Source organism: Rhizobium sullae, assembly GCF_900169785.1.
GTDB classification, from domain to species: Bacteria; Pseudomonadota; Alphaproteobacteria; order Rhizobiales; family Rhizobiaceae; genus Rhizobium; species Rhizobium sullae.
Genome location: NZ_FWER01000224.1, coordinates 1 through 302 on the forward strand (window position 1 = coordinate 1; position 302 = coordinate 302).

The following is a 302-nucleotide window of genomic DNA, read 5'->3' on the forward strand; positions in this document are numbered from 1 at the left end:
AGCACGACCCTGGCTGCGGACAACCTGATCCAGCTCACCGCGACCATCACCGACAAGGACGGCGATCAACAATCGGCTTTCCTTGACATCGGCAAGAACCTCAACTTCAAGGACGACGGCCCGACGATTGCCACCACCGGCGTAGAACCGACGCTGACTGTCGACGAGACGGTTCTTGGGACCAACGCCACGCAGAGCTTTGCGGCCAACTTCAGCTCCGCCTTCGGCGCTGACGGAGCCGGCACGCTGACCTACGCACTTGGCGTGACGGCGGCAGGCCCAACCGGCATCGTCGACACGGC

General features: G+C 63.6%; 1 protein-coding gene. It reads left to right on the forward strand.

The annotated features are described in order from the left end of the window. On the forward strand, window positions 1-302 hold a 302-nt coding region (locus tag BN1800_RS39880), incomplete at both ends, for a DUF5801 repeats-in-toxin domain-containing protein (protein WP_210191329.1).